Raw genomic sequence first — 24,627 nt, forward strand, 5'->3', positions numbered from 1 at the left:
CAATTCTATAGGAAATTGCGATGCAAAGCCGAAAAGGGGCAAATCAACTCTCTGGCGAAACGCGCTGCGAAATGGCGAACTACCGGGGCCGGGATACCAGTATTATTGCTGACATTAACGGAAGGCTTGGCTCTCGGCAGCCGACTTTGATATTGTACTATAACTTATTTCCACCCTTTAGCAGTCCTTAAGCAGTTGCCACACTTTTTTACAAGAGCCAGCCTGACTTCAGTCCACATTTCAGGAATTCGGCTTTCTATTATTAAAGAGGCAACTGACTCAAACCAAAACAGGAATCATCCTTCATGACCTCTTCATCCTTACCCAAGGCCTTTGAGCCCAAAGACGTTGAATCCCGGACGTATCAGTTTTGGGAGTCTCACCAGTTGTTTAAGCCGGAGGCCAACACCCAACCACAGGGCAGGTTCAGTCTGGTGATTCCGCCGCCCAACGTGACCGGGGTGCTGCACATGGGGCATGCTCTGGATTCCACCATTCAGGACATCCTGATTCGCTGGCACCGCATGCTGAACCACAAAACCCTGTGGATGCCGGGCATGGATCACGCCGGGATTGCCACCCAAAATGTGGTGGAGCGCAACCTGCGGGAGCAAGGGGGGCAAACCAAGGAGGAAATGGGCCGGGAAGCCTTTGTAAACCACGTATGGGAATGGGCCAACGCCCGGAAGTCCGATATCGCCAACCAGTTCAAGCGGCTGGGTGTTTCCCCGGACTGGGAGCGGCAGCGCTTTACCCTGGATGAAGGCCTCACTCAGGCCGTGCGTCACGCCTTTGTGCATTTATATGAAAAGGGGCTGATCTATCAGGGCACTTATATCGTGAACTGGTGTCCCCGCTGCGTGTCGGCCATTTCCGATATTGAAACCGATTATGAGGATGAAAGCAGCTTTCTGTGGGAAATCGCCTACCCCTTAGCCGATGGACGTCCGGTGAGTGAGGCGGGGCATCCGCACCTGGTGGTGGCCACCACCCGCCCGGAAACCATGTATGGCGATATGGCCGTGGCCGTGAATCCGAAAGATCCCCGTTACAGTCAGTACATTGGCCAAAAAGTGCGCATCCCGCTGACTAGCCGGGAAATCCCGGTGATTGCCGATGACTACGTGGATGTCAGTTTTGGCACCGGGGCCCTGAAGATTACCCCGGCCCATGACCCCAATGACTTTAAAATCGCCCAGCAACACGGGCTGGAGCCTTTGTGGGTCATCGACGAGCGGGGCCGCATGAAGGCCGAGGACTTTATGCCCGAAGACATCCGGGGGCTGGAACGCTTCGATGCCCGCAAGCGCACCGAAGCCCTGCTGGAGCAGCAAGGCTTTTTAGTGGCTAAAAAAGAGCATAGCCACAGGGTGGGGCACTGCCAACGGTGCAGCACCACCATTGAGCCGTTACTGTCCAAGCAGTGGTTTGTGAAAACCCAACCCTTGGCTGAACGCTGCCTGCGCTCGCTGGAGGCGGGGGAAATCCGCTTTATCCCGGAGCGCTGGACCAAGGACTACGTGCGCTGGCTGACTGATATTCAGGACTGGTGCATTTCCCGCCAACTGTGGTGGGGACATCAAATTCCGGCTTGGCACTGTGGCCAGTGTCGGGGCGTCACCGTGGCTCTGGAAACCCCGGCGCAATGTAGCGCCTGCGGTTCTGCGGAAATTACCCAGGACACCGATGTGCTGGATACCTGGTTCTCCTCTGGCCTGTGGCCCTTTTCCACCATGGGCTGGCCCAATACGCAGGCAGAAGACTATAAAAACTTCTACCCCACCGATGTGTTGGTGACCGGCTTTGACATTATCTTCTTCTGGGTGGCCCGGATGACCATGTTCGGGCTGGAGCTGACCGATCAGTCGCCCTTCCACACCGTGTATATTCACGGCCTGATTCGGGATGAAAAAGGCCAGAAGATGAGCAAGTCCAAGGGTAATACCGTGGACCCGGTGGAAGTGATTGATGAGATCGGTTGCGACGGCTTCCGCTTTGGTCTGACTTCACTCATTACTTATGGTGGACAGGACATTAAGCTGAACAAGGAAAAGCTGGAGCAGGGCAAGCTGTTTGGCAACAAGCTGTGGAACGCTTCTCGCTTTGTGTTGATGAATATAGGTGGGGAGGATGCCCAGGGGGTAGATGATCAGCCCATTGATTTGAGTGCCCTGTCCCTGATGGATCGGTGGGTGCTGAGTCGCTACAACACCGCCGTGCGGGAGGCCAACCGCTTATTGAAAGAATTCAAGTTCGGGGAGCTGGCCGATACGCTGTATGAGTTCATCTGGAACGGCTTTTGCGACTGGTACGTGGAGTACGCCAAAAAGCAGATGCAGGATCCCGCCCTGCGGGCCAACACCCAGCGTGTGCTGTTGCACGTGCTGAGTGGCATTTTGCGCCTGATGCACCCCATTATGCCCTATATCACCGAGGAAATTTTCCAGAAGCTGCCCCACCGCAAGGAATTGTCGGTCTCCATCGCCCCTTACCCGCAAGCCGATGAGTCCCTGATTGATGAGGGCATCAGTCAGCGCATTGATTACCTGTTGGAAGTGGTGCGTTCCCTGCGGAATATTCGTCAGCAGTACACCGTACCCCATCAGCAAGCGGTGAAGGCCCATGTGGTAACCACCGAGCCCATGGAAAAAGAGGCCATCGAAAGCGGGCTGGCCATTCTGAACCATTTTATTCGCCTGGAGCAATTTGAAGTGCGCGACGTGGTGGATGCCCGGCAAGAGCATGTGGCTGTGAATGTGGTAGGCCACAGTCGCATTGTGGTCTCTCTGGAAGGGCTGATTGATATTGGTCAGGAGCTGGATCGGGTGCGTAAGAAGATGGACGCCCTGATCAAGGAAAAAGATCAGCTGGATAAAATGATGATGAACTTTGAGTTTCTGGAGCGGGCCCCTCTGGCCGTGGTGGAAAAGAACAAAGCCCGTTTACAGGAAGTGAATAAGCAGGTGAAAGCCCTGGAAGAGCAGCTGTCCAGTCTGAGCAGCTAAGTCATCCGGCTTTTGCAATGGTTTTCGGGGGCGGTTATGATCCGCCCCCGTTTGCTAATATTGCGCCCGCTTTTTTTGCGAATTGAAGGTGGGTTGACGATTGCCCGGGTTGAAGCCTGCTTGGGCTTAAGGCTGGGCAGGCTTTAAAGGTACCCGTCGGGAAGGGCCGAACAGCGCTTTGATTTTGGCGTTTAACTCCGCGTTCAGGGAGGGCTCTCCGGCGGATGGGGTTGTTCTGGCCGTGGGAGGGCCGGCTGGCGGGCGCAGTGGGCGCTGGAAACTGTCCTGAAGGGGGACTGTCTTCGGGGTGTCCGGTTTGACGCTGGAAGCGGGCCCGTTCTTGCCCGGGTAGGGTGGTTTGGTCAGCAGGGTCGGGCGAAGTTTCGATGGTTTGGACAGGCGTTTGAATACGCCAAAAATGGCTTGCATAGGACAATCCCCTCTCACATTGTGGACAGACAATGACTGCGTTTAAAGAATGCGTTTAAAAATTGGATTCAGCGAGGCTTTAAGGGTACCCGGGGCACGCCGATTTGCCAAGTGTTTTTTGAGTGTATTGGGTTAAATTGTGCCAAAGCCAGCCCGACTGGAACGTGGCTGGCCTTGCACGATGTTTATGAGTTGTTGGACCTATTTTTTAATAGGTGGCTTGGCCTTTTGGAAGGTGTCCGCTTTTAACGGTTGCTGAAGGCCTGCTTGAGGCTTGGCGGCCATGGCTTGTTTTGCTTTTTCGGCCATTTGTTTGACGGAGGGTGTTTTTCCACCGAAGCTGATGACTTGCATAAGACTCCCTTCTAACAATATGCACTACCGTTGTGATGAACAAAGTCATCCGGCCAGAGTGCCGGACACCATGCTCTTGATCCCTGAATTAACCTAAAGCGATTGAATAATCATCAATTTACCGCATGCAGGCCAACTGTAAAGAACCCATGCTGACTTGCGCGTGGTTTGAAATGGTTTTTTAGTACCAACCACCGAGGTGTGGAAATGTGGCGGAAGGACAAAAGGCTGTTCCTGAAAACTTAGGGTCTTTTGAACACCATCGTCACAGAAACGTCACAAAGCAAATGTAAATTTTTGTTAATTCAAGGGGCTTGATCCATCTTTGCTTTTTCCTGGAATTCATTTTTGAAGCGGGATTTGAGTAAAAAGCGTAGAATCGCTCAGCAAAAGTGGGCCGGGCCTGTGCAGATCCAATCGGGTTTTGGCGTTTTTATTAATACAGCGGATTCGATCGGGGCAGCCATGTCCCGCAAAGAAACTTTGCTCTAAGGCTTTCGGCTTGTGTCTGCTTTTGATAATATTTCTCAATACATGGCCTCACCCCGAGCAAGCCGTTTCCCGAGCAAGCCGTTTATGGTCCCCCTCCGTCTCTGTTATTTTTCACCTCCGTCCCTCCCTTAATGAAGGCACCAAATCGTATGGCATCTGCTGATACCCTTGAAAAAGCCACCGTGGGTGAAACGCTCTATATTAAAGCCATTCTGGATGATGAAACGGCCACTGTGGCTATGCGGCTTGGCATTGCCGAAGGGGAGACCATTCAGTTGGCCTCCAAAGTCCCGGGTGGCCCCGTGGTCATTCGCCGGGGGGGCATGGAAATTGCCTTGGGGCGTGAATTGTGTCGAGGGATTGAAGTGCAACGTCTGGAGGGAAGTACCCGATGAACATGGCCGCCCTCCCGGAGCCCAGCGGACTGGTGCTGGGAAGCTCATTAGCCACGGAAAACACCCCGAAGACCGTGGTGCTGGCCGGTAACCCCAACGTGGGCAAGTCCCTGTTTTTTAACGCCTTTACGGGCTTGTACGTGAATGTGTCCAACTTCCCCGGGACAACCATTGATGTGCCCAAGGGGCAGATGGATGACAATACCCGGCTGATGGATACGCCCGGTGTGTATGGTCTTTCCGCCATGAGTGAAGAGGAGCGGGTGGCCGAGGACGCCATTTTGGGCGCCGATATCATTATCAACGTGGTCAGCGCCATTAGTTTGGAACGAGATTTATTTTTAACCCAGCAAATCATTGACTACGGTAAACCCCTGATTGTGGCCGTAAACCAGATGGATGAGGCGGCTTCCCGGAATCTCTCCGTGGACTTGGCCCGCCTGGAAAAACTGCTGGGCGTGCCGGTGCTGCCAACAGTGGCCGTGCAACAGGAGGGGTTATCGGCAGTGAGGCAGGCCGTGACCTCGGCCCGTTTGGGTCTTGCCACCCCGGGTGCCCCGGAGCCCAAAGAGATCAAGAGTCTGGAGGCCAATCTGGCCCATCGCATGAAAATTTATGGGCTGCGCCGTCAGTATGTGAATGCTTTGGCCGCTCAGGTGGTGACCGATAGCACCCGCCCCGGCTCGGTGCGACAATTGCTCTCTCAGCGGGTAGGGCAGGCTTTGCTCAATCCTTGGGTGGCTTTTGCGGTGATGTTGGTGGTGTTGTACGCCTTGTATCAGGTCATTGGGATCTGGGTGGCCGGAGATCTGGTTACCTTGACCGAAGGCAAGTTCATGCTGGGGGAAGACGCCGGGATGTGGCCGGGTCTGGTGCCCATGCTGCAAGGCCTGATTGCCCGGGTTTTTCCGGAAGGCAGCTTTCTGTACACCGTCTTTGGCGGAGAGTTCGGGGTGCTGACCATGAGCATCCGCTATATTTTCGGGGTGCTGTTTCCGCTGGTCTTGGGCTTCTACATTTATATTTCCATTCTGGAAGACTGCGGTTATTTGCCCCGTGTGGCCGTCATTTCCGATGGCTTGTTGAATAAAATTGGCCTGAACGGGCGGGCGGTCATTCCCCTCATTCTGGGGCTGGGCTGCGTGACCATGGCCACCGTGTCCACCCGGGTGCTGACCTCCAATCGGGAGCGCACCATTGCCTCCACCATTCTGGCCATCACCATTCCCTGTTCGGCTCAGTTGGGGGTGTTAATCGCGCTGATGGCCAAGGCCGGTGGCGTCAAAGCCTGGGGTGTCTACATTGCCGTGTTGTTCGCTGTCCTTATTGGACTGGGGACGATTCTCAACAAAGTATTGCCGGGGCGTTCCACCAGCCTGATTCTCGATTTACCGCCCATGCGCATCCCGAATTTCAAAAACATCGCCCGTAAAACCTGGGTGCGCACCATGGTCTTTATCAAGGAAGCCGCGCCCTTGTTCGTGTTGGGCTCTCTGTTGGTGGCGGTGTTACAGGCCACTCAAATGCTCCAGCTTCTGGAACTAACTTTGGGCCCGGTGATTAAAGCGGTCTTGCACCTGCCCTACGAAACCGCTCAGGTGTTTATCATGGGTCTGGTGCGTCGGGATTTTGGCGCGGCTGGCCTGTATTTAATGGCCGATCGCATTACTCAGGCCCAGTTGCTGACCTGCCTGATGGTGATTACCCTGTTTGTGCCCTGCTTTGCTTCGGCCACCGTGATTTGGAAAGAGCGGGGCATCAAGGAGGGCCTGACCGTTCTGGCCGGTTCCTGGATCATCGCCTTCGGGGTGGGGGCCGTTATTGCCCGCCTGCTGGAGCTGTTCCCGGTTTTAGGCTAGGAGCAGTTGGCCTTTATAGCCCTTTTACTGAATCCGTCAGCTGATGGAGGAAGTGCGGTCTGCATGCGGTTACAGTGAGACAACGACCGGTTAGAGAGAGCCAGATGGGGTGTACGCATGAATTTTGGAACCGCTGCGTCTATAGGGATGGAACTGATTCAGGGTGGCAACGGCATGGGGGCTGTGATGAAAGGGGCCTTGAGCGCCGCCCGGCTGACTCAGGGGAAGGGCTTTTCCCAAATCGCTCAGAAATTGGGACTGTCTGAAAAGTTGGGCCAGCAGGTGGGCCAGGCGGTCAGCGAACTGGCCAATGCCATGGGCAATCACAGCGGGTCTCAGGTTCTGAATGCCCTGCAATATTTTGACGCCGATAAAAACGGGGCCATTACCCGGGATGAATTGACTCAGGGGCTACAAAAGTTACAGGGCTTGGGCGTGAGCCAATCGGGTACCACCGGCAAGTTGTACCAGATGGGCGATAACCTGCTTAAAAATTATGATCGTCTGGCCGCTCAGGACGGAAACGCCAGCACCCTCAGCTTTCAGGACGTGGGCACGCTGATGGCCAAAGACGGCCATCAAGCCACGCTCTCCAGAGCGGATTGGCAGGCTCTGAACGCATAGCCGCTGCCTCGTCCCCCTGTCAATGCTAAAGACGCCCCTGTGCGCCTTACTCTATCTCGGCGGCCCGGATTTGAGCCCCCAAAGGAACCCGGGTGACGGCCAGACAGACCAGCTTGTTGCCCGTCTCTTCCGGGCTGGCCGCTTCGCTGCGAAAAGCGCGGGCAGCTTCCATAAAGGTGGCCCCGGTGGTGGTAATGTCATCCACTACAATCACTTTCTCGTAGCCGGAAATGACGCCGCTTTTCAGGTACAGACTCTGGGAGATGTTCTGCAGGCGGGTTTGTTTATCATGAATACGGTGCTGGGGTTTGATTTCCCGCATCCAGCTGAGTAAATCCGGTCGATAGTCGTAGCCGAAGTGGCGGGCCATTTGGCTGGCAAACAGCTCGATGCGGCTGAGTTCCCCATGGTGCGGTGGAATGGGAATGACCAGCACGTTTTCCGGGTGAACCACCTTAAACCCGCTGCTGGGAGGCAGGCTTTCCCAGTATTGGGTTAATAGTCCAGACAGTACCGGGATATGTTCCACCCGGTTGTAAAACTTGTGCCCATACAGGATGCGCTTGATGTTGGGGTTGAAATTGGTGGCCGCGTGAATGGCGCAGCTGGGACTGCTTAAAATGGCTTTGGGCTGGCGCAGTCCCAGCTTTTCGTGGCAGCGGCCGCAAAACTGAAGGTGATCCGGGCGTTTTTGCTGACAGGAGACACAGGTTGAACTGGCCAATGCCAACTTTACTTTACCAATGAACGTATCGATGAACATGCGTCACCCACCCAAGCCCATCCAAAGGAGCTAGATTAAACGATACTTTAGAGTCTAACCGACAGAGAAAAGGTACAGAATCACTCGTTGCTTTCTTATACCACCGAAGTGAATGTGAAAATTTGAAAAAACTCAATATGATTTTAATATCAGAATAGCATACCGTGAAGGGGTTTAAATGCTTGTTTTTAGAGGGTTTTTGAGGATTTTGGCGGGTGTTTTTTCTTGTCGGCACTGGCGAACCCGCATCCATGAGGGGAAATGCTACTGCCCCGACTGTGGACGGGGTCTGATCTTTCAGTGGGCGGTTTTGCGCTGTCTGCAGTGCCATCGCCGGGTGGAAAGCCGATTGTGGTTTGGGCGGATCTTTCCGGTGCAGCGGTGTTGCCCGCATTGTGGCCATGCTGAGGTACAAACCGATTGGCTGAGTACGCCAGCTTACTTTCAGTTGCACAAGGCCCAGCTGGTTTTGATTGCACAGGAAGCACAAAGGGAGGCTCAATGGCAAAAATACATCCTGGAGGACTCTGGTTCAGGCTTCTTGGGAAAGAGCGGGCTTGATACCCTCTTTAGGGCGATCCGAGCCTTCGAGACAGGGGACAGCCACCTGAATTTCCTGGATGACAGGCGCTCAGGTGGCAGTAGGGCAATGGTTTAGAATTGATACGTCTATTTTTGGTAGGCCTTGAGCGCCGCTTCGACTTCTATTGGCCCGAGTGCGTTACTAGTGGCTCCAAAACGGTTAAAGTTAAATTGGTTAAAGAATCGAAGTAAATAGTTTGCAAAGTTTCTTTGCTCGAAGCTAAACAGCTGTGTCCCTCGTTGAACCGCTGTAAGTTCTTGCCAGGTCAACAGGCTATTATCAAGCCCTGGTGTGTATTTTTCTACGTTTTTGATGAAGCCCGTTGCTGACCCTAGGCCAGAGCCACCGCCGATGCCGCCAATCCCACCGATCCCACCGATCCCGCCAATTCCGCCAATTCCGCCAATTCCGCCACCACCTGGCTTTACTGCACCGCCACCTGGCTTGACAGCCACACCGCCTGGCTTGGTAGGTATGCCAAATCCTCCGGGTTTGGCTGGTTGGGCAGGTTTTGTCTGTTTGGTGTTGGCCGCAGCTTGATTGAAATTGAAATTGGGCACACTGACCATGATGATGGTTCTCCTAAAAATTCTATAAATTACAATGTATATATCTTGTATATTTTTAATAAAACAAATAGTCTCGCATTATTGCGCTTGATAAAGCTGAGGCCAGCGATTTGTTTTAGACAAAGACATCCCTCGAACAGTGCCTTTCAGGACGAAATGCCAGCCTGGGTTTTTATTTAGAGCATTTCTCACTAAAAGCGCTTTAGCGCGATGGTGATAAAAGATTTGTAAGGCTGCCTTACAAACAGTGTTTGCGCGGGGTTACCCGAAAGTCTTAAAGGACAGATCGATGTTTTTGTCGATGACCTTCTGCACGGCGTCTATTTCGGTTTGCACAGCCTGTTGTTGGGTATCCACCCGTCGCAATTGCAGTTCCAGGGATTTATCCAGGGTTTGCAAGGCGTTGATCCGCAACTGAATTTGCACGGCCTGGGCCTCATCCGGGTCCAGAGGCGTGACTGCCGTAATGAGCTGGTTGGTGATATTGGCCAGCTGAAGGCGGGACTGGTTGATTTGTTGACCAGTCAGCTCCAGATCGCTCTTGCGAGCGGTGAGGGCTAAAAATCGACCTTGACTCGCGCCTAAACCCAATGGAGAAATCCCTATGCTTATCTGTGAATCTCTTCGTACCCGTTTATTCGGCACCGGCAGCCGAACCTTTAGGAATGTAACGTTCTGTTAACGCCTGTGCCTTCGTGCGTGCGCTCGGGCAGAACCGTCGATGCGTCCCTGTTTAACCCTCTAGGGGCATTCGTGTTACCATTGCTAGGCGGTGTAAGCCGCCCTTTTTTCACGTCCCCCCCTGCCTTGTGTCACAACGCCCAACCAGAAGTTGACCCCAGCCTTTATGACTTTGTCCCCTATGACTTACACGCAGCAAGTTCAAAAACGTCGTACCTTTGCCATCATCTCCCACCCGGACGCCGGGAAAACCACCCTGACCGAAAAGCTGTTGCTCTACGGTGGGGCGGTCAATCTGGCCGGATCGGTCGCCGCCAAAAAGCAGCAACGCCAGGCCACCTCCGACTGGATGGCCCTGGAGCGCCAGCGGGGCATTTCCATCAGCTCCACGGTATTGAACTTTGAGTACGACGGCTTTCACATTAATCTGCTGGATACCCCCGGTCACCAGGACTTTAGTGAGGATACCTACCGTACTTTAATGGCTGCCGATAGCGTGATCATGCTGCTGGACAATGCCAAAGGGGTAGAAACCCAGACGCGCAAGCTGTATCAGGTGTGCAAAAAGCGGGGCATCCCGGTGGTCACCTTCATTAACAAGCTGGATCGTCCCGGTCGGGAGCCGCTGGAGTTACTGGATGAGGTAGAGAAGCTCTTTAACATTCGTACGTGCGCTTTCAACTGGCCCATTGGCATGGGGGACAGCTTCAAAGGCGTGTACGATCGTCGGGAAAAGCAGGTGCATACCTTTGAGCGTACCAGCCACGGCAAGTACAAGGCCCCGGTCTCGGTGGCCGATGTGCATGATCCGGCGGTGAAGGCCGCCTTGCCCGAAGATGTCTATATCCAGCTGGTAGAAGAGATTGAAATTCTGGATATGGCCGGGGAAGAGTTTTCCACCGAGTTGTATTTAAACGGGGAAATGACCCCGGTATTCTTTGGCAGCGCCGCCAATAACTTTGGCATTGAGCTGTTTTTGTCCCAGTTCCTGCGCTTGGCCCCCATGCCCAGCGCCCGCAAAACCACGGCGGGCTCGGTCGATCCGGCTGCGGAAAATTTCTCCGGGTTTATTTTCAAAATTCAGGCCAATATGGACCCCCAACACCGGGACCGCATCGCCTTTATGCGCATTTGCTCCGGCCAGTTCGCCCGGGATATGCAGGTTAAGCACCCCCGCTCCGGCAAGATGATCCGGTTGTCTCATTCGCATCGCCTGTTTGGGCAAGACCGGGAGACCATTAACGAGGCCTACGCTGGCGATATTGTGGGCTTGAGCAGCAACGACCAGTTTGCCATCGGGGATACCCTGTGCGTGGGCCCGGCCATTGAGTTTGAGCCCATTCCCACCTTCTCCCCGGAGTGCTTCGCCCTGCTGCGCAATCCCAACCCCTCCAAGTACAAGCAATTCCAGAAGGGCATCGATCAACTGCGACAAGAAGGGGCCATTCAGGTCATGTACCTGCAGGATTCCGGGCAACGCAACCCCGTTTTGGCCGCCGTGGGCCGCTTGCAGTTTGAGGTGGTGCAGTACCGCCTGCAAAGCGAGTACAACGTGGAAACCGATATTGAGAACCTGCTGGAATTTACCCACGCCCGTTGGCTGGTGGGTGAGCCTGCCGACCTGGAAAAGGTGGAGTGGATCGTCAACGCCCGCAAGGCGGAGGATGCCGATGGGCGTCCAGTGGCCCTGATTAAAGGGGAGTGGGCCTTGAATTATATGGTGGAAAAAAATCCGCACATCACCTTCCAAGATACCCCTTATTGAGTAGCGTTTTGAAGAACTGTCCCCTTTCCCGCTTTGACGGGTAGCCTTACAATAGCCCTATGTTTTACAGGCTAACGATTTAGGGTAGAGGAGTGCGGCATTGTGAGCGTCGAAATTGTTTCGGATCAGTCCCCCAAGGGGATGAGTACCGGTAAAAAGTGGCTGATCGGTTGCGGGGGGTGTCTGACCGTTTTGATTATTCTGGCGGTTGTGGCCGGGGTAGCCATTTCCACGACTTGGAACAACCTGCAAAAAGGCAGCAGCGAGTCGGTGAAAAAACTGTTTGGCGAAAGCTACAACTCGGCTGGCTATTTGGCCTTTGGCCTGCCCCTGAACAAACCCGTCAACGGCAGCATGGTCATGATGATGTCCACGGATCAAAGCACCATGATTTTTGCCCTGGACACCGAGGGGCTGGGTCAGGAGTTGTCCCTGTTGCAGAAAACGGATGACAAGGCCTTGCAAGCGTTCTTCAACGGCTTGGGCAAAGACTTCCTCAAGAACAGCCAGGCCTCTCAAAGCAGCACCGGCAAGTTTGAGGGACTGGAATTCCAGAAGCCCCACTTTGTGACCCTGAGCGCTCAAAAGCGTTATCCGGTGGTTTATGCGGTGATGGAAACCAAAAAGAATGAACAGACGACCTACATTCCGGTCACGGCGGCCCTGATTCCGGTCAGTAATCAGCGGGCGGTGTTGCTGCTGGCCCTGTCTCCCTCGCAGTCCTCTACGGTGGCTGGCACCCCTTTTGAAGCGGTGCAAAAGGAACTGGAAGAAAAGTTAAACCAGCTGGTGAAGGACAGCGAACTGGATGATCGTCTGCTCTCCACCATGGCGGAGAAAGCGGCCAAGTAAGCTGATCCGTTTTCCAGTGCGTACTGCCTAAACGTCAAAATAGCGCTTCAGGAATCGCCCGGTGTAGGAATCTTCGCATCGGGCGATGTCTTGCGGGGTGCCCTCGGCCACCACAAAGCCGCCCCGGTTGCCGCCTTCCGGGCCCATATCAATGATATGGTCAGCCACTTTGATGAAGTCCAGGTTATGCTCAATGACCACCACGGTATTGCCCTGATCCACCAGACGGTTCAGGATGTGCAGCAGGTTCTCCATATCGGCCCAGTGCAGGCCGGTAGAAGGCTCATCCAGCAAGTACAGGGTTTTCCCGGTGCTGCGGCGGCAGAACTCGGTGGCCAGCTTGACCCGCTGGGCTTCTCCGCCGGATAGGGTGGGAGCGGGCTGCCCCAGCTTGATGTAATGCAGGCCCACGTCGTTCAGTACGCCCAGCATTTTCTGGATGCGGGGCAGGGTATGGAAAAACTCGTAAGCCTCGGCCACGGTCATGTCCAGCACTTCGGCGATGTTCTTGCCGTGGTAGGTGACTTCCAGCGTTTCCGGGTTGTAGCGCTGGCCATGGCACACTTCGCAGGTAATATGCACATCGGGCAGGAAATTCATCTCCTTGACGATGACCCCATCCCCCTTGCAGGCCTCGCAGCGTCCGCCAGACACGTTGAAGCTGAAGCGTCCGGGTTTGTAGCCCCGCACCTTGGCCGCCTCGCTGTTGGCGAATACGTTGCGAATGGGATCGAAAATACCTGTGTAAGTGGCCGGGTTGCTGCGGGAGGAGCGCCCGATGGGGGACTGGTCGATATCGATCAGTTTATCGATATGCTCCAGGCCGCTGATTTTTTGAAATCCGTCCGGCTTAACCAGATTTTCCCCAAAGTGGTAGCGCACCGCCTTGTATAAAATGTCAAACACCAGGGTCGACTTGCCGGAGCCGCTGAGGCCGGTCACGCAAATCAGTTTTTCCAGCGGAAAGTGGACCGTCACGTTTTGCAGGTTGTGAAAGGTGGCCTTATGCACGGTCAGGGCCTTGCCGCTACCCGATCGTAAGGTTTCCGGGATTTGGATACTGCGCTTGCCGGATAAATACTGCCCGGTCAGGGAATCGGCACTCTTCATGACCGCTTTGGGCGATCCGGCGGCCACAATGCGCCCCCCGTGGACGCCCGCCTGCGGGCCGATGTCCACCACCCAGTCCGCGGCCCGGATGGTATCCTCGTCATGCTCTACCACAATCAGGGAGTTCCCTTGATCTCGCAGTTTTTGCAGGGTTTGAATGAGCTGGTTGTTGTTGTGTTGGTGCAGGCCAATGCTGGGCTCATCCAGAATATAGAGAATACCGGACATGGTGGCCCCCAACTGAGAAGCCAGCCGGATACGTTGGGCTTCCCCGCCGCTGAGGGTGGCCGCTGGGCGGGTCAGGGTCAGGTAGTCCAGTCCCACTTCCAGCAAAAAGCGCAGGCGCTCTTCCACTTCGTGCAGGGGGTGGCGGGCAACGGTCATCTGGAACTCGCTCAAGCTCTCCGGCACGCTCTGGATGAACAGCAGGGCTTCTCGGATGGGCAGTTCGCACAGCTGGTGAATGTTTTTGCTTTGTTCGCCCTGTCCGAGCGTGACGGCCAGACTGAACGGCTTCAGCCGGGCTCCGTGGCAGGCTTCGCACTCCCGTTCCCGCATAAAGGTGCGGATGTAGGCCTTGGTGCTTTCGCTGCCGTGTTGCAGGCGGCGCTTCATGATGTTCATAACCCCATCGAAGCCGCCCACAAAGTCAAACCAGTCAGACTCCTCCTCATCGGTTTCCGTGGCGAAGCCGTAGCCTTCCTGAATCAGGGCGTCCCCCTGTACCTGTTTGCGAAACTCGCCATAGAGCAGGAAGTTTTTTTCTTCTGGCTTGAGCTTGGCAAAGGGGGTGGTGGTGGAAAAGCCGTGTTTTTTGCCCAGTTTCTTGATGAAGGTAGGATAATAGCGCCCGGTGAACTTCTCAAACGGGGCAATGGCCCCTTCTTCCAGGGTTTTGTCCGGTTCGGGAACCAGCAGATCCTCGGCGATTTCAAACTGCACGGCCAGCCCTTGGCATTGGGGGCAAGCCCCGTAAGGGGAGTTAAAGCTGAACAGTCGGGGAGACATCTCTTCCAGGGTTTGGGCGGTCTCTTCATCCTCATCGGCGCTGCTGGACAGGTGCAGGGAAAAGGCGTAGTCCTTGCTGTCGCCATCGTCATTCACGCGCTGCACCAGCACAAAGCCATCCGATTTCTTGAGGGCGGCTTGCAAGCCTTCCATCAATCGCTGTGCGGTGGCGTCATCGGACTTGAGTACCAGTCGATCAATGACCAGCTCGATATCGTGGCGCTTGTTGCGCTCCAGTCGGTAATCCTCCGGCAACTCTTCCAGCAGGTGCATGGTTTCATCAATGCGCACCCGCACGTAGCCTTCCTTGCGCCATTGGCGGAACTGGGCGTTGTACTCCCCCTTGCGGCCCCGCACCACGGGGGAGAGAATCTGCAGCTTGCTGCCCTCAGGGAAGGCCCGCACGGTGCTGAAAATGCTTTGCAGGGTGTGGCTGGTCAGGGTTTGTCCCGTTTTGGGATCGTGGGGGGTGCCCACCTTGGCGTAAATCAGGCGCAGGTAATCATAAATTTCCGTGACTGTGCCCACCGTGGAGCGGGGGCTTTTGGTGGTGGATTTCTGATCGATGGCGATGGCCGGAGACAGCCCTTCGATGCTTTCCACATCGGGCTTCTCGAACTGGCCGATAAACTGCCGGGCATAGGAACTGAGGCTTTCCACGTAGCGGCGCTGGCCTTCCGAAAAAATGGTGTCGAAGGCCAGGGAGGACTTGCCGGAACCCGACACTCCGGTAAATACCACCAGTTTGTCCCGGGGAATGCTCAGGCTGACATCGCACAGGTTGTGTTCGTTGGCCCGTCGAATCTGGATTTCATTCATAAACTGCGTATCCTGATCAGTACTGCTTCTATCACGCCTGGAGGTTGAAACGGATGGCTGCTTCTGGAAGGGAAAGGAGCATATTCAAGTTTTTGAGTTGGTTGTCGAGAGTGAAAGTATCCGCTTGATTCTGGAGATGAAATGGCTTTTTTTCAAAATAACCCATCATTACGGGCTGATTCGATGGCTCCCGGTTCTGAGGAGCCGCCGGATACTTCCCATTCTCCCAGATCCGCCCCGCTTTTCAAGCAGGAAGCTCATCCGGTCGGATCGCCAGTTGGATCATTGAGCGACTATCTGGCCCGACATTTGAACCCGGAGAACGAGGAGGCGGTAGCCCCCCCCGGTTCGGGCGCGGCTCGGCTGAAAGGCGGATTCAGCTTGCGGCAGCCTCTCCCGGAGGTTCGCCCTGAGTACGCCACCGAGGGGCAGTTTTTGAACAGTCTGGACGTGGATTTACCCGCCGGGCTGGAGCAGTATTTGCCCACCCTGATTTTTCGATTAAGAGTGATGAAAAAACGGCTGGACGGAGAAATTTTTGAAATGCGGGGCTTGCTGAACAAATACCAGCGCTTGCCCGATCCTTCACCCGATATGCAGGATCGCATCCGGGCGGTGCAACACCGCTTGCGGGTGCTGGAAAATCAGGAGCGACGGGTCAGTTGGCAGCTGGCGGAAGCCCTGCCCTTGGGCCAATGGTTATTTGCCGTGGCTCAGTTTCTTAGCAAAGGCCAGAGACAGGCCGAACGTCTGGGAGATCAACTCTGGCACGGGTTGCTGGCTTTTTTTCATGGGCGGGCCTATTTATCGGTGGAACGTGCGGGACGGGAGCTGGTGGAGCTGGAAGGGCTGTATCGGCAGCGCTCAGCGGATAAAGTGATGTCCAGCGCCGAGTTGGGACAATTGATTAACCGGTACGAACACACCTTGACCGAGGTCGAGAAAAAAGCGGCTGAACTTTCCCAAACTTCCTTTTGGGGTCGGTTGTGGCAAGAGGCGCGTGGTCTGGTAAAATAAAATAACAAGACCTATTGAGTGATTGATGGCACGTCATCAGGCGGCATCAAGCGAACCGTCCACGATAGAGAGGCTATGAGCAAATACAGCCGTCGGCGTCGGCCCCGCCAGATTTTTCTGGGCAATTTTTATTTAAATCCCAGTGTGCAGTACCTGACCACGGTGATTAGCGCCATTGCTCTGGCCGGTTTTGTGTTTTCCGGCTTTTTGCTGTTTCGCTTCACCGATGAAGAGGATTTGATTAACCGGGGTAAAACCCAGTTGATGGAAGGCAAAGTGGCCTGGGCGGCCAAGACCTTTCAGACTCTGGTGTCGCACCACCGGGACAGTTATGAGGGTCACTTGCTGCTGGGGCAGGCTTACCTGCAACTGGATGAGCGTCGCAAGGCCGAGCAGGAGTTTGAGATCGCCGCCTCCCTGAAGCGTCGGGATAAGGATGCCGCCCCGGAAATCGCCATGAGCAAGGTGGCCATGGCCCAAAGTGATTTTTTGCGGGCCGAGACTATTTTGGTGAAAGCCTGGCGCAAAAGTCGTAAAGATGTCGCCCTGAAACAGGCCCTGTTTGAGCTGTATGAGCATTGGGGCAACACCCTGTACGATGCTGAGACGAAGGACTATGCCCAGATTGTGCAGAAGTATCAGTCCGCCCTGTACTATGCCAGTGATTATCAGGCGCAGCAGGTGATTGAACAACGCATGGTGGAGTGCATTGAAGCCTATACAGAGCGTTTGATTGCCCTGCGGGAGTATGACACAGCCATTCAGCAATTGAAAGTGTCCCTGCGCTATAAGTATTTGCCGGATACGCTGATTCAAATCGCCGAGACCTATAACCGCATGAACCGTCTGGACGATTCCATTACCTGGTTCAGGAAGGCTTTTGATGTGAGTCCGGATGTGGTGGGACTGCGCCTGATTAACGCCTTGCTGGAAAAGGGCCAACAGCTGGAAAAGGCTAAAAAGCCGGATGAGGCCAAGCCCTATTTTGATGAGGCCGATAAAATCAGCCAGAATGCCAAAGTGGCCCTGGATATGTTGTATCCGGTGACCATTTCCAGCGTTAAAATCAACAACGATCTGGATGACGTGACTGGAGAATTTGACCCGGTAATCACGGTGAACCTCTCCAATGATTCCACCCGGGATTTGAACTTTCTGGCCGTGAAAGCCGAGTTTGTGTCCGGGAATTCCGTCATTGCCAGCGTGACCAGTCGTGTCGCCACCCCGGATAAACCGCTGCCATCCAAAATTTTAAAAACCTGGCGTCCGGTGAACCGCTTGAGCGTGGAGCTAAAGCCTGATAGCAAGCTGAACGTCCACGCCTTGAAGGAAGGCAAGTTGACGGTGAAGATTTCGATTGCCTATCAGGATGGGGACGATGCCGTCTGGAAGCTGAAATCCATTCAGGAAGCCTCTATTTCCACCGGCACCCTGCGTCCGGTGCTGGAAGCCAAACCCGTTTAAATGCCGCTGGTTTGCTCGGTTTGTTTGAAGAGGGCGCTGCCTTTCAGGGTGAGCCACAGGGGCACGAGCGTGAGTAGAATTTCACTGATGACCGGTAAGTTCTGCAGAATGGTAAAGCCTGCCAGTTGAAACAGGGAAAAAATCAGGGCAAACTGCCGCAGCCGACTGGATTGGGGGAGTAACAGGCACAGGGGCAGGAACATGACCGGGTACCAGGGGTGGAACTTGGCGCTGATAAAGGCGATCATGACCACGCTCACCAGTGCAATTTCCCGAAGGAGCCTCTGGTCAGCCAATGGGGAGGTTTTCAGGGTGGTCCACAGACGCCAGCCGTAAAAACTGGCAAAGCCGACCCAAAACAGCGGCTTGAAGACGGACAGAAACTGCGTCTGGAGGGCCTTGGCCGGGGCGTGGCACCACTTGAGCGGGTAGTAAAGGGCATTGGCCAGCAGGCTGATCACAGAGTGCTGGGGTTTCCCGGCGTTATCCAGCAGGGCGTTCCACGGCCATGGCTGGGCGGGATCGACATAACCTGCCCCCAGCCATAAAAGCAGCAGGGCGGAAAGCCCCAGCCCCAGCAGAAGGGAGCCCCTCGCTTTTTTTTGCCACAAGGCCAAAAGAATAAAAGGGGCCGCCAGCAGGGAGGCGTACTTGGTAAGGATGGACAGGGTTAACAGGGGCAGGCAAGTCCACTGGAACCGCTGGCTAAGCAGTGCCCAAAGGGCCATCAGTAGCAGAAAGACCATAATGATATCGTTGTGCCCGTTGCCCATAGCGTGTAACAAGACCAGCGGGTTGGCTCCCCAACAGTAGGCGGCCAGCCACGGGTTTGGATGGCCCATTAACCGGCTGATTTTGGCAATCAGCCACGTGGACGCTAGTAAGAGCAGCCAGTTGAGGCCCTTGAACAGCAGGTAGGCGCCGGTAAAACTGGGCCCACTCCAACGGGTTACCCAATCCGTCAGCCGGGCGAAAAAGAATCCGTAGGGGCAGGGGTTATCAATCCAGTGGGCATGCAGTAAGGGACTGTTTTGCCACTGGGGAATCTGGGAAATGGTGGTGAGATAGGGGTTGGTCTGAAAAACGCTTTGCTGAAAGCCTCGGTTGAGGTAGCCGAAAATATCACTGCTGTGAAACGGGGTGGTGAAAATGAGGACGGCCCCGCACAAGGCTGTCCAGCTCAGGATGGTTCGGGGTAAGGCCTCATTTTGATTTGATGCTGGCGAGTTGGGTTTCCACTGCGTGAGCAGCCGATACCCCCGGTAAAACAGCCAGCCCAGCGCCACAATCACCAGCGCTTCCAGCGTGTCCAGCAGTACCCGGCTGGCCAGCGCGTTCAGCCCCGGGAAATGCCAGAGGGTACCCTGCCAGGTGCCCTTGATGGAACGGGAAAGGCTGGCGTCGGTTGACCCGTAGTACAGCCACAGCAAGAGGCTGGGAATCACCAGCAGGCTATAGAGGCCCAGGCTGTTTTGCTGGAGTCGTTTTAAGGGATCCAGACCGTTGGGCTTCAGCATGGGGATGTTCTCTCATAGCGCCACTGCCCATCAATCATGACCGCCTGTACGCTGGTAGAGGCTTCAAGCACTTGTTTTTCCGGGCAGTGTCGGGCCGAGTCCGGGGCTGCCTGCCAGCGTACCCAGTCCGCTCGCTTCCCCGGGGTGAGAGAACCCAGTTGCCGGGCTTGTCCCAGCACTTTGGCCCCATCCAGTGTCAAGGCCCGCAAGGTCTGGGCATCACTCCAGCCGTGCAGCCTTTGGGCCAGACGGGCCTCCTCCCGTAGATCCAGCGTGGCTGTGCTGAGACGCCCGTCGGTACCCAGTCCGACCGGAATATTAGTGGATTCCCAGTCCGCCCAGCGCAGGGTTCGCCCATGCAGGGCCAAATTGCTGCGGGGACAATGGGCTATCCCGACCGGGACTTGCCCCAGTGCCTTTCGATCCGTCGGGCTGGTATGGATGGCGTGGGCTAAAATGGTGGGCTGGCTGAGTAAATGATTGTCCAGCAGACCTTGTACGGGGGAGGGCAAGGGTTTTTCCACCCTGAAGGTTTTCCCCAGTACTTGCTGATGCAACTGATCAATGGCGCTGGGCTTTTGGGCCAGATAGTCTAGTTCGGCTTCCACTTCGGCCAGATGGGTATGGATGAAGGCGGGTTGCAAAGTCCGTTGCAGCGCTTGCCATGCCGGGATGGACACATTGTAGAGGGCGTGCGGCGAGAGGCCCAGGGTGATTAACGGCGCAAGTGCGCTGGCCTGTTGTAATTTCTGGTAGGCCTCCAGCCAATGGGCGATCTGAATCGGCTCATAGCCCGGATGAAAAACTTCCAGTGCAACCATGGCCCGGAGTCCGGCTTCTTGCAACGCCTGGATACTTTCCGGGCCGGAGGCGATGTCATTCACGCAGGTGACCCCACTTTGCAGGCACTCCTGGACGCCAAACCGGCAGCGCTCCAGCTTGTCCGTGGAAGATGCCCGGCTCCGGTTACTCTCGATGACCGCCAGCAGCCAGTCGATAAACGACTGCTGGGGCTCTTTGGGGATGGGCTGTGAAAAACTTTGCTCCAGATGAATGTGGGTGTTGAGGAGGCCCGGCGTGATCAGGCTGCCGGGTTTCGGCACCGGGCATTGAGCGCTGGGTGGGCAGTCGGCATATTGTCCCACCGAGTGGATGTGAGGGCCCTCAATGGCCAAAAATCCCCATTCAATAGGAGGTCCGTCAATGGGGATGACCCACTGGGCGCTGTGGTATTGAAGTGGGGTGGGCTGGCTGGTGGACATGGGCGGTTATTCGTATGGCCTGAAGCCATTTGGAGGGTACCTATAGAGCATAGACCGAGCAGGTAAGTCCGTAAAGCCAGAGATGGAGGACCCGGCGGGGGGAATGGCTCCGGGACTTTGTCCTTGTTATAATACAGGTAAGTCAGGCTGGTTTATTTATAATGACAGTCTACCCCTATATTCCAAAGAGAAAGGTAAATGACCCCGCCATGAGCGATAAAGCCAAGTCTTCCTTTTTGTGCGCCAACCCGGAAAAAGCCATGATCATCATGTTCCCCCTGATTTCCTTTGCCCTGTTTGCGGGTGGAGCGGTGTTGTGGTGGCTGGTGCAATTTATTTTGTCGCTCTAGTTGAAGGGGTTGTCTTTTTTTTAATGGCCTAGAGACCAGAGCCGGTCGTTTGCCTTGTCGGCTGTCTCTTTGACAGGGCAGGGTTGACTCAAGTTTCAGGAGCGGGGACGGGAATGACCACCAGCAGAACCTTTATGTCGCCAATTATTAATCCGTTGGTCGTGGCTGGCGTGCGGTTTATGCTGCCCTTTTTGTTTCGGCATTTATCGGGTCGGCTCTCGATTCATATTTCCCAGCAGGATCTGGCCAGGCTGAAGGAGTACCAGAACCAGCGCATGCTGCTGTTGCCCAATCATCCCACCGGGGAAGAGCCATTGGTGCTGTTTGAGATTGCCCGGCGACTGAATGAGGTATTTCACTTTGTGGCCGCCCGGGAGGTGTTTGACTGGGAACATGGCTTTCGGGGCTGGTTGCTGCGCCGGGTTGGGGCTTATTCGGTAATTCGGGGGGCCGCTGATCGGGAGTCCTTTATGACCTCCAAAAAAATCCTGATGGAGGGCCTGCATCGGTTGGTGATTTTTATTGAAGGGGAAATCTCGCGCGGCAATGAGACACTCATTCCCTTTGAGCCCGGGGTGATCCAGCTGGCCTTTTGGGCTCAGGAAGGCTTGGTGAAAGAGGCTGTCAAGCAGGCCCGCTCCGGTTCGGAGCCCGGTGCTGTGGCCGCGCCGCCTATTTATATTGCCCCTGTGGGCATCAAGTATTTTTTCGCGCCCGGTTTTGAGCCGACCGTCGAACAGGCCCTGCAGCGTCTGGAAATGGCGGTGGGCTTAAAGCGTAATGCCCGACAGGATTGGTATGAGCGCATCGGGGCTGTGGGCGAAGTGGTTTTGAAGGTGCAGGAAGAGTTGCATCACGTGGTCACCCGCCCGGAGGCTAGTTTTACGGAGCGTGTGGAGACAATTCGCAGCTGCATGTTGCAAAAAATGGAACTCTTCCTGGACATAACGCCACCTACTGGGGCTAGTACGCTGAACCGCCTCCGGGAAATTCGGAATACCATGGATCACTTGATTCACACCTATGAAGACCCCACGGATCTGACGGATTATCAGCGCCGTATGGTAGAGCATTTGCGCATTGCCCTGAGCGATTTTTATACGGATCTGGACCGAGTGGTCTATTTTCTGACCTATGACGAGGCTTATTTGCGTGAGAGCCGCTCTCCGGAGCGGTTTATTGAAATGGTCTGTCGGCTGGAGCGGGAAGTGTACGGGGAAGTGCGCCTCCGGCATCCCCGGGTGGCCGTGCTGAAAGTCGGGGAGGTGCGCAATCTGCAAGCCTGTTACCCGGATTACGAGCGGGACAAGAAAGGGTATGTCCGGCAGTTGGCCGCCGAGCTGGAGGAAGATATGCGGGCCATGATTTTGGGAATGCCAAATCCCTTTCACCATCACCAGTAGCACAGGGGGCGGTCCGTAAAATATTTCAGGCGCAAAAAAGCCTCTGGGGGTGCCAGAGGCTTTTTGAGCTGAGTTGGAAAACGAATTAACGTTTGGAGAACTGAGAAGCTTTCCGGGCTTTTTTCAAGCCGTACTTCTTGCGCTCTTTCACGCGAGCGTCACGGGTGAGGAAGCCCTCTTTCCGCATGACAATTTCGTGTTCCTTGTTGATTGCTTTTAAAGCACGCGCCACACCCATACGGATGGCGATAGACTGGCCCACAACGCCGCCACCGGTGGCGTTCACAAGCACGTTGTAGCGATCTTCGACGCCTGCGGCTACCAACGGTTGCTTGACCGGAATGTGCAAGGCTTTGCGGTTACCCAGGTATTGCTCCATGGATTTACCGTTGATGATGACCTGACCGTTGCCGGGAACCAGACGGACGCGTACAATTGCTTCCTTCCGGCGGCCGGTGCCACGGGTGCCTACTTTAGGATATGCGGCTGCCATTAGTTAGCGCCCTCCTTTGCGAACTGGTAAGAAACAGGTTTTTGAGCGGCATGCGGATGCTCTGCGCCAGCGTACACAAACATTTTGTGAAACTGCTGACGTCCCAAGGTGTTGTGGGGCAGCATGCCTTTTACAGCGATTTCAATAATTTTGTGCGGGCGATTCGCTTGCATATCGCAGAATTTAACAGTCTTCAATCCACCGGGATAGTGGGAGTGACGGCGATACAGCTTGGTGGTGAACTTGCTGCCGGAAACCTTTACTTTTTCGGCGTTAATCACGATCACGAAATCACCCGTATCAATGTTGGGGGTGAATTGTGGTTTGTGCTTACCACGGAGCAGGTTTGCGATTTGGGAAGCCAAACGCCCCAAGGTCAGACCTTCGGCATCGATTACCCACCAGGTACGCTCAAGCTCAAGAGGCTTTGCGGAATAGGTTTTCATTGTGTGGAGACTCCATTTGGGTTGATTTGAGTAGTTGTGTTAGCTGTCGGACACGGGAATCCGACTCGAAGTAGTTGAACGGGGAGGGATAAACAATTGCCATCAGGCTTAAACCTTCAGGGCGAGCGGGTGAGGCTGCCTTGGTTCGGTCGCGCCCAGCCAGCACTTGTAAAATACTTTCTGGTGACAGGGAATTTTCAGGATTCCCGATGAGCAGAAGCTGACCAGCGATATTCCTTACCATTTTATAAAGAAAACGGTTGGCGGCAACGTCAAAATTAATAAATTCGCCTTCTTGCTGCGCCTGAATATGCCAAATCGTGCATAAATCATTGGTTTCCGGGGAACTGGAGTCTTTAAAACTTGTGAAAAAATGAGAGCCAAGCAGGTATTGAGCCGCCTGATTCATTCGTTCCACATCCAAAAGCTGAGGATAGTGGGCACTGTCGTTCCCCATCAGGGCTGACCGCTGGCGATTGTTGTAAATGCGGTAGCGATACCATTTGCACTGGGCTTCCCGGCGGCTGTGGAAGTTTGGCTGCGCGTTCAGCTGAAAATCCCGAATGGAAACGGTGTTGGGAAGGCGCACGTTTAAAGCCGCCGCCAGGTTGGGAATATTTCTTAAAGCGCCCTCTGGGAGATCAAAATGAGCCACCTGCCCGTACGCATTTACCCCGGTATCGGTTCGCCCCGCAAAGCTGACCGCAGAGGCGGTTAAGCCCAGTTTTGACAACGCCAGCTGAAGTTCAGCCTGCACCGTCGGTACGTTGGGCTGGAATTGGCTACCATGGAAGTCTTTGCCACAATACTCAACCAGAAGAGCGACTCTGGTTGTTGAATCCTGCTCTTCTGGTTGGAGTGTATTAAATTGTGAAATGGCGTTAATCATGCCTGCCTGTTTTCAGCCTGCTACTTTTCACAGTTCGCCGCGTAATTGAAATTTATTCGGCCAACTCGTAAGTCAGTTGAATCAAGGCCATTGGGGCTGCATCGCCACGGCGGGGAGGCATTTGAATCACTCGGGTGTAGCCACCTTTGCGGTTTTCAAAGCGCGGGCCGACCTTGCTGAAAATACGGCGGAGAACGGTTTCAGGTACTTCCCGATTTTTTTCATCAGTCAGCATTTCACCAGTCCGGCTATGATAAATCAGGTTTTTGACCTGACGAATGGCATGGACATCCCCACGCTTGGCCAAAGTAACGATGCGATCGGCGTGCTTTTTCAAAGCCTTTGCCCGCACCAGGGTCGTGGTGATCTCATCATGCGTAAACAAGCTGGTAGCCAAAGTGCGGATCAACGCCTTGCGCTGATCGGCAGGTCTGCCCAGATGGTCAACTTTACAGCGGTGTCTCATGATGAATGGGTT

At 54.8% G+C, this 24,627-nt stretch carries 22 protein-coding genes; 10 read left to right on the forward strand and 12 right to left on the reverse strand.

Annotation, left to right across the window (positions count from 1 at the left end):
* Positions 1 to 305 precede the first annotated feature (305 nt).
* Positions 306 to 3,005: a valine--tRNA ligase gene (locus DF283_RS10950; protein ID WP_303674912.1), complete on the forward strand. Its 2,700-nt coding sequence runs from the start codon at positions 306 to 308 to the stop codon at positions 3,003 to 3,005.
* Positions 3,006 to 3,131: 126 nt separating this feature from the next.
* On the opposite strand, the gene DF283_RS10955 is transcribed toward DF283_RS10950, so the two are convergent.
* Positions 3,132 to 3,434 carry a hypothetical protein gene (locus tag DF283_RS10955; RefSeq protein WP_303674913.1) on the reverse strand — a complete coding sequence of 101 codons (303 nt, stop codon included), beginning with the start codon at positions 3,432 to 3,434 and terminating at the stop codon, positions 3,132 to 3,134.
* 201 nt (positions 3,435 to 3,635) lie between these two features.
* Positions 3,636 to 3,788 carry a hypothetical protein gene (locus DF283_RS10960; RefSeq protein WP_303674914.1) on the reverse strand — a complete coding sequence of 51 codons (153 nt, stop codon included), beginning with the start codon at positions 3,786 to 3,788 and terminating at the stop codon, positions 3,636 to 3,638.
* A gap of 641 nt (positions 3,789 to 4,429) precedes the next feature.
* Here DF283_RS10960 and DF283_RS10965 point away from each other — a divergent pair.
* The 3 genes from DF283_RS10965 to DF283_RS10975 all read left to right on the forward strand — a co-directional run bounded on the left by DF283_RS10965 (position 4,430) and on the right by DF283_RS10975 (position 7,158).
* Positions 4,430 to 4,675, forward strand: coding sequence for a FeoA family protein (locus tag DF283_RS10965; RefSeq protein ID WP_303674915.1), 246 nt, complete (start codon positions 4,430 to 4,432; stop codon positions 4,673 to 4,675).
* Complete coding sequence (gene feoB, locus DF283_RS10970; RefSeq protein ID WP_303674916.1) at positions 4,672 to 6,534, forward strand: ferrous iron transport protein B; 1,863 nt, start codon at positions 4,672 to 4,674, stop codon at positions 6,532 to 6,534. The genes DF283_RS10965 and feoB overlap by 4 nt, the downstream gene beginning before the upstream one ends.
* Positions 6,535 to 6,651: 117 nt before the next feature.
* Positions 6,652 to 7,158, forward strand: a complete 507-nt coding sequence (locus tag DF283_RS10975) for an EF-hand domain-containing protein (RefSeq protein WP_303674917.1) — start codon at positions 6,652 to 6,654, stop codon at positions 7,156 to 7,158.
* A gap of 46 nt (positions 7,159 to 7,204) precedes the next feature.
* Here the strand turns inward: DF283_RS10975 and DF283_RS10980 are convergent, their stop codons facing one another.
* The 3 genes from DF283_RS10980 to DF283_RS10990 all read right to left on the reverse strand — a co-directional run bounded on the left by DF283_RS10980 (position 7,205) and on the right by DF283_RS10990 (position 9,664).
* Complete coding sequence (locus DF283_RS10980; protein WP_303674918.1) at positions 7,205 to 7,921, reverse strand: ComF family protein; 717 nt, start codon at positions 7,919 to 7,921, stop codon at positions 7,205 to 7,207.
* 669 nt (positions 7,922 to 8,590) lie between these two features.
* Positions 8,591 to 9,073: a hypothetical protein gene (locus DF283_RS10985; RefSeq protein WP_303674919.1), complete on the reverse strand. Its 483-nt coding sequence runs from the start codon at positions 9,071 to 9,073 to the stop codon at positions 8,591 to 8,593.
* 261 nt (positions 9,074 to 9,334) lie between these two features.
* Positions 9,335 to 9,664, reverse strand: a complete 330-nt coding sequence (locus DF283_RS10990) for a hypothetical protein (protein WP_303674920.1) — start codon at positions 9,662 to 9,664, stop codon at positions 9,335 to 9,337.
* A 256-nt stretch (positions 9,665 to 9,920) separates the two neighbouring features.
* Here DF283_RS10990 and DF283_RS10995 point away from each other — a divergent pair, with 256 nt between their 5' ends.
* Positions 9,921 to 11,519: a peptide chain release factor 3 gene (locus DF283_RS10995; protein WP_303674921.1), complete on the forward strand. Its 1,599-nt coding sequence runs from the start codon at positions 9,921 to 9,923 to the stop codon at positions 11,517 to 11,519.
* Between the two features lie 102 nt (positions 11,520 to 11,621).
* Entirely contained in the window at positions 11,622 to 12,371 is a 750-nt protein-coding gene (locus DF283_RS11000; RefSeq protein ID WP_303674922.1) for a hypothetical protein, read from the forward strand.
* A 27-nt stretch (positions 12,372 to 12,398) separates the two neighbouring features.
* On the opposite strand, the gene uvrA is transcribed toward DF283_RS11000, so the two are convergent.
* A complete protein-coding gene (uvrA, locus tag DF283_RS11005) occupies positions 12,399 to 15,308 on the reverse strand; it encodes an excinuclease ABC subunit UvrA (RefSeq protein WP_303674923.1) in 2,910 nt (969 codons plus the stop codon).
* A gap of 141 nt (positions 15,309 to 15,449) precedes the next feature.
* Between uvrA and DF283_RS11010 the strand changes: the two genes are divergently transcribed.
* Both DF283_RS11010 and DF283_RS11015 read left to right on the forward strand, forming a co-directional pair.
* The gene (locus DF283_RS11010) at positions 15,450 to 16,325 is read left to right on the forward strand and encodes a hypothetical protein (RefSeq protein WP_303674924.1); all 876 of its coding nucleotides are present in this window, start codon (positions 15,450 to 15,452) and stop codon (positions 16,323 to 16,325) included.
* 18 nt (positions 16,326 to 16,343) lie between these two features.
* Positions 16,344 to 17,789, forward strand: a complete 1,446-nt coding sequence (locus tag DF283_RS11015) for a tetratricopeptide repeat protein (RefSeq protein WP_303674925.1) — start codon at positions 16,344 to 16,346, stop codon at positions 17,787 to 17,789.
* On the opposite strand, the gene DF283_RS11020 is transcribed toward DF283_RS11015, so the two are convergent.
* Together DF283_RS11020 and DF283_RS11025 are read right to left on the reverse strand one after the other, a co-directional pair.
* Positions 17,786 to 19,306, reverse strand: a complete 1,521-nt coding sequence (locus tag DF283_RS11020) for an MptA/MptB family glycosyltransferase (RefSeq protein ID WP_303674926.1) — start codon at positions 19,304 to 19,306, stop codon at positions 17,786 to 17,788. The two genes, DF283_RS11015 and DF283_RS11020, sit on opposite strands and share 4 nt — an antisense overlap.
* Positions 19,300 to 20,568: an amidohydrolase family protein gene (locus DF283_RS11025; RefSeq protein ID WP_303674927.1), complete on the reverse strand. Its 1,269-nt coding sequence runs from the start codon at positions 20,566 to 20,568 to the stop codon at positions 19,300 to 19,302. The genes DF283_RS11020 and DF283_RS11025 overlap by 7 nt, the downstream gene beginning before the upstream one ends.
* Before the next feature lie 209 nt (positions 20,569 to 20,777).
* On the opposite strand from DF283_RS11025, the gene DF283_RS11030 reads away from it, so the two are divergent.
* Together DF283_RS11030 and DF283_RS11035 are read left to right on the forward strand one after the other, a co-directional pair.
* Positions 20,778 to 20,918 (forward strand): hypothetical protein, encoded by a 141-nt coding sequence (locus tag DF283_RS11030; RefSeq protein WP_303674928.1) that lies wholly within the window; start codon positions 20,778 to 20,780, stop codon positions 20,916 to 20,918.
* A 113-nt stretch (positions 20,919 to 21,031) separates the two neighbouring features.
* On the forward strand, positions 21,032 to 22,321 hold the full coding sequence (locus DF283_RS11035; protein WP_303674929.1) for a lysophospholipid acyltransferase family protein: 1,290 nt from the start codon (positions 21,032 to 21,034) through the stop codon (positions 22,319 to 22,321).
* 85 nt (positions 22,322 to 22,406) lie between these two features.
* Here DF283_RS11035 and rpsI read toward each other — a convergent pair whose 3' ends face one another.
* The 4 genes from rpsI to rplQ are packed head-to-tail and all read right to left on the reverse strand — an operon-like array spanning position 22,407 to position 24,615.
* Positions 22,407 to 22,814, reverse strand: coding sequence for a 30S ribosomal protein S9 (rpsI, locus tag DF283_RS11040; RefSeq protein WP_303674930.1), 408 nt, complete (start codon positions 22,812 to 22,814; stop codon positions 22,407 to 22,409).
* On the reverse strand, positions 22,814 to 23,260 hold the full coding sequence (gene rplM, locus DF283_RS11045; protein WP_303674931.1) for a 50S ribosomal protein L13: 447 nt from the start codon (positions 23,258 to 23,260) through the stop codon (positions 22,814 to 22,816). The genes rpsI and rplM overlap by 1 nt, the downstream gene beginning before the upstream one ends.
* On the reverse strand, positions 23,232 to 24,149 hold the full coding sequence (gene truA / locus DF283_RS11050) for a tRNA pseudouridine(38-40) synthase TruA (RefSeq protein WP_303674932.1): 918 nt from the start codon (positions 24,147 to 24,149) through the stop codon (positions 23,232 to 23,234). The genes rplM and truA overlap by 29 nt, the downstream gene beginning before the upstream one ends.
* Positions 24,150 to 24,201: 52 nt before the next feature.
* On the reverse strand, positions 24,202 to 24,615 hold the full coding sequence (gene rplQ, locus DF283_RS11055; RefSeq protein WP_303674933.1) for a 50S ribosomal protein L17: 414 nt from the start codon (positions 24,613 to 24,615) through the stop codon (positions 24,202 to 24,204).
* Between the last annotated feature and the right edge of the window lie 12 nt (positions 24,616 to 24,627).

This window comes from Vampirovibrio chlorellavorus, from assembly GCF_003149375.1.
GTDB lineage: Bacteria > Cyanobacteriota > Vampirovibrionia > Vampirovibrionales > Vampirovibrionaceae > Vampirovibrio > Vampirovibrio chlorellavorus_B.